Source organism: Steroidobacter sp., from assembly GCF_036406195.1.
In the GTDB taxonomy this organism is placed as follows: domain Bacteria; phylum Pseudomonadota; class Gammaproteobacteria; order Steroidobacterales; family Steroidobacteraceae; genus Steroidobacter.
In genome coordinates, this window is the sequence record NZ_DASWVW010000046.1 from 1 (window position 1) to 6,998 (window position 6,998).

General features: G+C 63.4%; 5 protein-coding genes. All 5 read left to right on the plus strand.

What is annotated here, in order from left to right:
* A partial coding sequence (locus VGE08_RS18280; protein WP_331069351.1) for a polysaccharide biosynthesis/export family protein occupies positions 1 to 493 on the plus strand: 493 nt, incomplete at its 5' end.
* 286 nt (positions 494 to 779) lie between these two features.
* On the plus strand, positions 780 to 2,198 hold the full coding sequence (locus tag VGE08_RS18285; protein WP_331069352.1) for an outer membrane beta-barrel protein: 1,419 nt from the start codon (positions 780 to 782) through the stop codon (positions 2,196 to 2,198).
* Complete coding sequence (locus VGE08_RS18290) at positions 2,179 to 4,491, plus strand: GNVR domain-containing protein (protein ID WP_331069353.1); 2,313 nt, start codon at positions 2,179 to 2,181, stop codon at positions 4,489 to 4,491. The genes VGE08_RS18285 and VGE08_RS18290 overlap by 20 nt, the downstream gene beginning before the upstream one ends.
* Before the next feature lie 101 nt (positions 4,492 to 4,592).
* Positions 4,593 to 5,888 carry a VpsF family polysaccharide biosynthesis protein gene (locus VGE08_RS18295; RefSeq protein ID WP_331069354.1) on the plus strand — a complete coding sequence of 432 codons (1,296 nt, stop codon included), beginning with the start codon at positions 4,593 to 4,595 and terminating at the stop codon, positions 5,886 to 5,888.
* A gap of 16 nt (positions 5,889 to 5,904) precedes the next feature.
* The gene (locus VGE08_RS18300) at positions 5,905 to 6,939 is read left to right on the plus strand and encodes a glycosyltransferase (RefSeq protein WP_331069355.1); all 1,035 of its coding nucleotides are present in this window, start codon (positions 5,905 to 5,907) and stop codon (positions 6,937 to 6,939) included.
* Positions 6,940 to 6,998: the final 59 nt, after the last annotated feature.

Genomic DNA, 6,998 nt, shown 5'->3' on the forward strand with positions numbered 1-6,998 from the left:
TTCGGCACAGACACCGCAAGCAGCGGCGTCTGCGGACTCATATGTTCTTGGTCCCAACGACAGGATCAGACTGAAGGTCTACGGCGAGCCGGACATCACCGGCGAGTACGAGATCAACAGCGCCGGTCAGGTTTCAATTCCACTTGCGGGCCACATCAGGGCCGCGGGTTCGACGACGCGACAGCTCGAGAAGTCGATCGCATCCGCTCTCGCAAAAGGAATCGTGCGCGATCCGCGCGTGAACGTCGATATCGCACAATACCGGCCCTACTACATTCTCGGCGAAGTCAAGAAGAGCGGCGAATATCCGTATCGTCTTGGATTGACGGTCATGGACGCCGTCGCAAGCGCCGGCGGATTCACCTATCGCGCCAACGAGAACAAGGTCTTTCTCCGCCGGGCCGGCGCCGGTGTCGAAGAGACTCATGCTCTCGATGCTCCCGTTCTGGTCTATCCAGGCGACAACATCCGGATTCCGGAGCGCTACTTCTAGCAACTCACGTTTCACGCCGTGTTCGTTCGACGTGAACACGCTTGTGCCGCTTGAGCGCCACAGTTCTCTCTTGCACCGCGAAAAATTTTTTGCAGCGCAAGGAAACTTTGCTCGGGCATCGCGTTTCAGGCGGGCGCATCACGCCACACCAGCACTTCAATCCTTGCGCCGCACGTACCGAGTATGAGGCCTGCCGTTCAAATGCGCAGTCGACGATCGTTTTCTGAGCAAACAGCACTGCGTTCGAAAGGCTCGCCGCCTTCCACGCTCGCGCGAGGGATGGCTGATGGGTTCTAGTTCTGTCCCTGGACGGTTGGGCGCGCCCGGACGACTCTGCTCCACGAAGGCGCAAGACCGGCGCAGCTTCGGCGTTCTGCCGGGCCCGGTGGCCGCAATCCTGCTCGGCCTCGGTTCGTCGGCAGCCAACGCGCAAGCGATTCCCTGGACGACCGGCGAGTTTGCCTCGCCGTGGAATGCACTGCGCGTCTTTGAGCCGTCATCGCTGCCGGACCGGACCGATCCTGACAACCGCGAAGAGATACCGCCCGAAGACATGCCGGTGAAGAAGCGGCAGCAGCCAGGATACGAGCCCATCGGCATCCGCGCCGGGTCATGGATGTTCAATCCCTCGCTGATGGCGGGCACCTTCTATGACAGCAACGTCTTCGCGTCGAACACCGCGCAGCGCTCCGACATCGCAGCAGTGGTTCAGCCGAGCTTGCGCGCGCACTCCCTGTGGGCGCAGCACGGCCTCGACCTCAAGCTGGATGCGCAGTCGACGGTCTATAACCAGAATTCGAGCCTCAATCAGACCAATGCCAGCCTGAAGGGCAACGGCTGGATCGATATCACCCGCGACACGATGCTGCTGAGCAGCTTTCAGGTCGCGCATCTCAACGAAGGCGTCGGCACGCTCAGCTCGCCCAGCAACGCAATAGCGCCGATACCTTACGATCTGGCGTCCGGCGACGTCACGCTGCGCAAGGAATTCAACCGGCTGACGACGTCGATCGGCGTCCGCGCCGATGCCTACGACTATGGATCGACGCGGGCGCAGGACGGCAGCGTCATCAACCAGGACGCCCGGGACGGCCAGATCTATTCGCTGCACAGCCGGATCGACTACGCCATCTCCGCCACGCTCGGCGTGTTCGGCGGCGTCGAGGGCAATCAGCGCGACATCAAGGGCACGCCGGGCCACAGCCTGGACTCGCAGGGATACCGCGCGCTGACCGGAATCACCGTCGGGCTCAGCAACCTGGTTACCGGCGAATTCGGCGTCGGCTATGTCGAACAGCGCTTCGTCGATCCGACGATCGGCACCATCGAAGGCCCTTCCTATCGCGCGCGGTTGACGTGGCGACCGACGCGCCTGATCGATGTGCACTTCAATGCCGAGCAGCTCGTCGCGCAGACCTCGGAGACGAGTCCCAACGCCGTACTCGCGAACGCCGTTCAACTCGGCCTCGACTACGAACTGCGCCGCAACATCATCGTGTCGCTCGCCGGCGGATACGAGAACGACCGGTTCGCTGGCCAGGTCCGCAAGGACGACGTCCTGACTTCCGAGGCGCGCGTCAAATATCTCGTCAACCGCTTCGCCGCCGTCGCCGCCTACTACCGCTACACCAAGCGCGACAGCGACGTCAGCGCTTTCAACTTCGACAAACATCTGGTGGGACTCAATGTTACAGCGCAATTCTGACCTGCCATATGCGATCGCCGACGAGCCTGGCGGCCGCGCCGCGGAAGGCTGGAAGTATCCAACCGTCGATTTGCGCGAGATGGCGCGCATCCTGCGCCGCCGCTACAGGCTGGTGGCACTACCGCCTGCCACGCTGCTCGCGCTTGCGCTGATCTACCTGCTGTTCGCCACCACGCTGTACACGTCCACTTCGACCGTGCTGGTCGATCCGCGCCGCGCCAATGTCGTCGAGACCAACCAGTCGGTCCTGACGAATTTCGGCACCGACGATGCAACCATCGAAAGTCAGACGCTGCTGATCCAGTCGGTTGCCATACTGACGCGTGTGGTCGGCAAGCTGAAGCTGACGGAAGATGCGGAATTCATGCCGAAACCCGGCCTTCTCGATCCGGTCAGGCGGCTGTTCAGCAGCAGCGGACCGAGCGACGGCGCAAGCCCAGAGGACGCCGCAAGGGCCCGATCGGTGGAGATTCTCCAGAAGCGCATGAAAGTGACGCGGCAGGGTACCACCTTTCTCGTCGACATCGCGGTCAGCTCGGAATCGCCGCAGAAAGCGGCGGCCATCGCCAATGCGATTGCCACGGCCTATTTCGACGAGCAGGTCCGCGCCAAGTACGACGCCACGAAAATTGCCGCGAACTGGCTCGGCGGCCAGATCGACGAGCTGAAGTCGAGGGTGGTGGCGTCCGAGAAGGCGGTCGAGGATTTTCGGTCAGCCAACAATCTGACGGTGTCCCAGGGCGTGACGCTCAACGACCAGCAGATCACCGACATCAACAACAAGCTGATTGCCGCGCGCGTGCAAACCGCAGAGGCGCGGGCAAAGCATGAGCAGGTCCAGGCCATCGCGAAATCCGGCGGCGATCCCGGCGGCATCAACGCGGCCATTACCTCGGAAATGATCACGAAACTGCGTACCCAGTACGCCGAAATCGCCAAGAATGAAGCCGATCTCTCCAGCAAGTACGGCGCGCGCCATCCCCTCGTCGCCAACGTCCGGGCTCAGCGGCGCGACACCCAGAAGCTGATCAACGAGGAAATCCGCCGGATACTGGACAGCACCCGGCACGATTACGACGTTGCGCGCTCGCGCGAAGCGGCGCTGCAGCAGAATCTCGATGAGCTCCAGGGTGTTTCCACTTCTTCGGGCCAGGCCCAGGTCCGGCTGCGCGAACTGCAGCGCGAGGCCGAAGCCAATCGCACGCTCTATGAGTCTTATCTGGCGCGTTCCAAGGAAACCGCCGCGCAAGAGAGCCTTGAGATGCCGGATTCCCGGATCGTGACCAAGGCCAGCGTTCCGATCAGGCCGTCATCGCCCAAGACGATGCTGATCCTGGGCCTCGCGCTGATGCTCGGCCTCGGTTCGGGAAGCGTGCTGGCATTTCTTGCCGACTATCTCGACGGCCGGGTGAAGACGCTCGAACAGGCCGAAGCCATCGCGGGCGTACCGGCCCTGGCCGCGGTTCCCCTGATCGGTGCGCAGGAGTTGGCGGGCCTTGCCCGGCGCGGACGCAGCGAACTCGGCCGCTATGATCCGAAAACCACGATACTGCTGCCGCCGGCGTTGCAGCCGCCCTTGACGCGCTACGCCATCGACGAACCCGGCACATTCTTCGCGGAAGCGATCCGCGCGGTCCGCCTTTCGCTGCAACGGGCGATGCGGGTGCAGCCGCTGAAGGTCGTACTGGTCACCTCGGCCCTCGACAGCGAGGGCAAGACCACGCTGTCCAGCAATCTTGCGCAGTCGCTGGCTACGCTCGGCATCCGCACCCTCCTCATCGATGGCGACCTGCGCAACCCGCAACTGACCCGCGCGCTGTGTCCACGCGCCGGTGCCGGCCTGCTTGAAGTCGCGATCGGCCAGACTTCGCCGGATCGCGCCGTCCTCGTCGATCGCAGCACCGGGCTTTCGATCCTGCCTTCCACCAGGATCGAGGAAGTCGAGTACATCACGGAGTTGATGTTTTCCGACCGGATCGTCGACGTGATCGACTACTACCGTCAGCGCTACGAACTGATCGTGATCGATTCGCCGCCGCTGGTGCCGCTGGTCGACGGCCGCGCCCTGGCCGAGCTCGCCGATCGCATCGTCGTGGCGCTGGCCTGGGATCAGACACCGGGCGAAGTGCTGGCCCATGCCATGGACCTGTTGTCTCCCGTCAGCGACCGGATCATGGGGACGGTGCTGACACGCGTGGACCTCAGCCGACTGCAATTCTACGACTATTACCGCAGCTCCGCCTACCTCAAGCCATACGCGGCCTCGCACCTCAAGGCGGGAGCTGCGCAGTGAGAGCGCGCAGGCCATTGAGCGCAGCGCCCGGCGCCGCACAGGCGCATCGCCGCGCGCCCGCCACGCCGGCATCGCGGCGGACCGCTCATGCACATGCACGCATGGCGAACGCCGACGCGTTCATCGGACTGATCGTGACCGGATTGATGTTGCTCGCCGTCATTGCAACCTTCACGCTGTCGTCGTCCCTTCTGGCCAATTGGAAGATCCACTACCTGACGGCGGGCGGCAGTTTTTACGAAAAGCTGCACCCTGCCACCTATTTTACGCTGCTTGCATTCGTCCTGCTGTTGCTGCGCAGCCGCGGCCCGGTCGGCGAGATCGACCGGATGTTCTCCGAAGCGAAGCTGCTGCTGGCACATCTGGCCTGCTGGCTTCTTCTGCTGATCCAGGTGTTCGTGCTTGAACGCCCTTTCACCGTCATCATCGACACGTTTCTGCTGCCGATCCTGATCGCGCTGGTGCTGTGGCAATTGTCAGCGGCACAAAGACGTCCGCTGGTTCGGGCCATTCACCTCACGATCCTGCTGAACGTCGTGCTCGGATACTACGAGTATTTCTCCGGCCACCGCCTGATCCCGTTGACGCTTGGCGACGTGGTGGTGACGGGAGAATGGCGCTCCGCGGCGCTGCTCGGCCACCCGCTCACGGCATCCGGCGTCGTCGGCGCCTATGTGCTCGCGCTGGTGCTTCGGCCGGCGATCTGTCCACCGCTCCTGTTGCGGCTGCCGCTGATCGCATTCTGCCTGGGATCGTTGATGGCCTTCGGCGGGCGAACGTCGCTGGTCACGGTGCTGGCGGTCATCGCCCTGATCGGAGCCTTCGAGGCGTTTCGCCTGATGCGCGGGCGACCAACGCGGCTTCCCGCAGCGATCCTTGCGATCTGCGTGCTGTTTGCCGCCGGCGCCGTGATATTCGCCGCGCTCAGCCTCGGCATTTTCGACAAGATGCTGTTGCGCTTCTCCTCCGACAAGGGCAGCGCCCTCGCCCGCTTCGCCACCTTCGACCTGCTTTCGCATTTTGACTGGCACGAATTGATCCTCGGCCCCAACCCCGTTCGGGTGAATGCGCTGCAGGCGCAACTCGGTCTCAACTTCGGTATCGAGAACTTCTGGATCTCTTCCATCGCTCAATTCGGCCTCATCCACACCGGCCTGCTGACCGTCGGGCTCATCTGCTTCTTCGTCGAGCTGCTCCGCCGCTCGAGCCGGGCGGCATGGGCGATCGTCCTCCTGATCGTCGTCATTGCCGCAAGTTCGGTGAGCTTCTCGTCCAAAAACATTCAGCTGGCGCAATTCATCTTCCTCATTGCGCTGCTGCTGCCGCATGAGCAGCGCCGTACCGCAACGCCTTTACGGCCGACGGCGCGTGTCAACTACCAGTACGTTCCGGCATAACTCGGGATCTCCTTGCATGGCCATCTATGTCGACAATACCCACCTCGGTCGTCACGTCACCGGCCTGGAACGCGTCACGCTGGAGCTGTTCTCTGCGGCCGCGCTCGCGCCGCTCAAGGTCGTACCCGTGACGGCGCGCGGACTTCGCCAGATGTTGACGAAACAGACACTGGGATTGCCGATGCGGCTCGCCGCTTCGTCCTCGTTCCTGCTGTGTCCGGGCTTTCCACCCAGTCCTCTGCTGCGGCCGTTCGCATCGCGGGTGCTGCCCTACATTCACGATGACTTTCTGATCACGCGGCGCGCCGAACTCAATATGCGGGCCCGCCTCTACATGGCCGGGCCCTTCGGGCTGGCATTGCGCCACTACCCGCGCTTTCTTGCCAACTCCAGCGACACCATGCGAAGGCTTGCCGCGCATTGCCGGTCCGACGCCGAGGTGACCCTCTACCGGCCCTCGGTTCGCAACGTGTTCGCCTTGAGTTCGTGGACGCGCGCCGAACGCAGCGTGCAGCCTCATCCGCTTCGGATGATCGCACTTGGCACCGTGGAGCCGCGCAAGAACTTCGGTGCTGCGGCGGAGATCCTGAGCGCGCTGCGCATGCGGGGATTTCCGGGAGCCACGCTGGATATCATCGGAAGGCAGGGCTGGGGCAACGACTGGAAGACTCTCGAGCAGCAACCGGGTGTCACCCTGCACGGATATCAAACAACCGATCGTGTGCATCAGCTGCTTGACGCTGCCGACGTCTTCATCTGCACGTCGCACGACGAGGGCCTGGGGCTGCCCCTGCTGGAGGCCCAGTATGGCGGCTTGCCGATCATCGCGTCCGATGCCGCCATCTTCCGGGAGGTCCTCGGCGAGTCCGGCATCTACATCGATACGGCAAATCCTGCCTCGGCAGCGGCACGAATTTCGGCCGCTCTGTCGACGCAGGACTGGCGGGCCCGGCATGTCGCGCTTGCGGCGCGCAATCTGGCGCGCTGGAACGATCTGGCGCGGAGCGACCGCGAAACGGTCGTCAGTCTGATCGCGCGCCTTGCCGCCTGACTCATCGAAAGCATCCCAGCCGGAGATATCACAACCTTGCAACCTGTCATCAGCTCGAC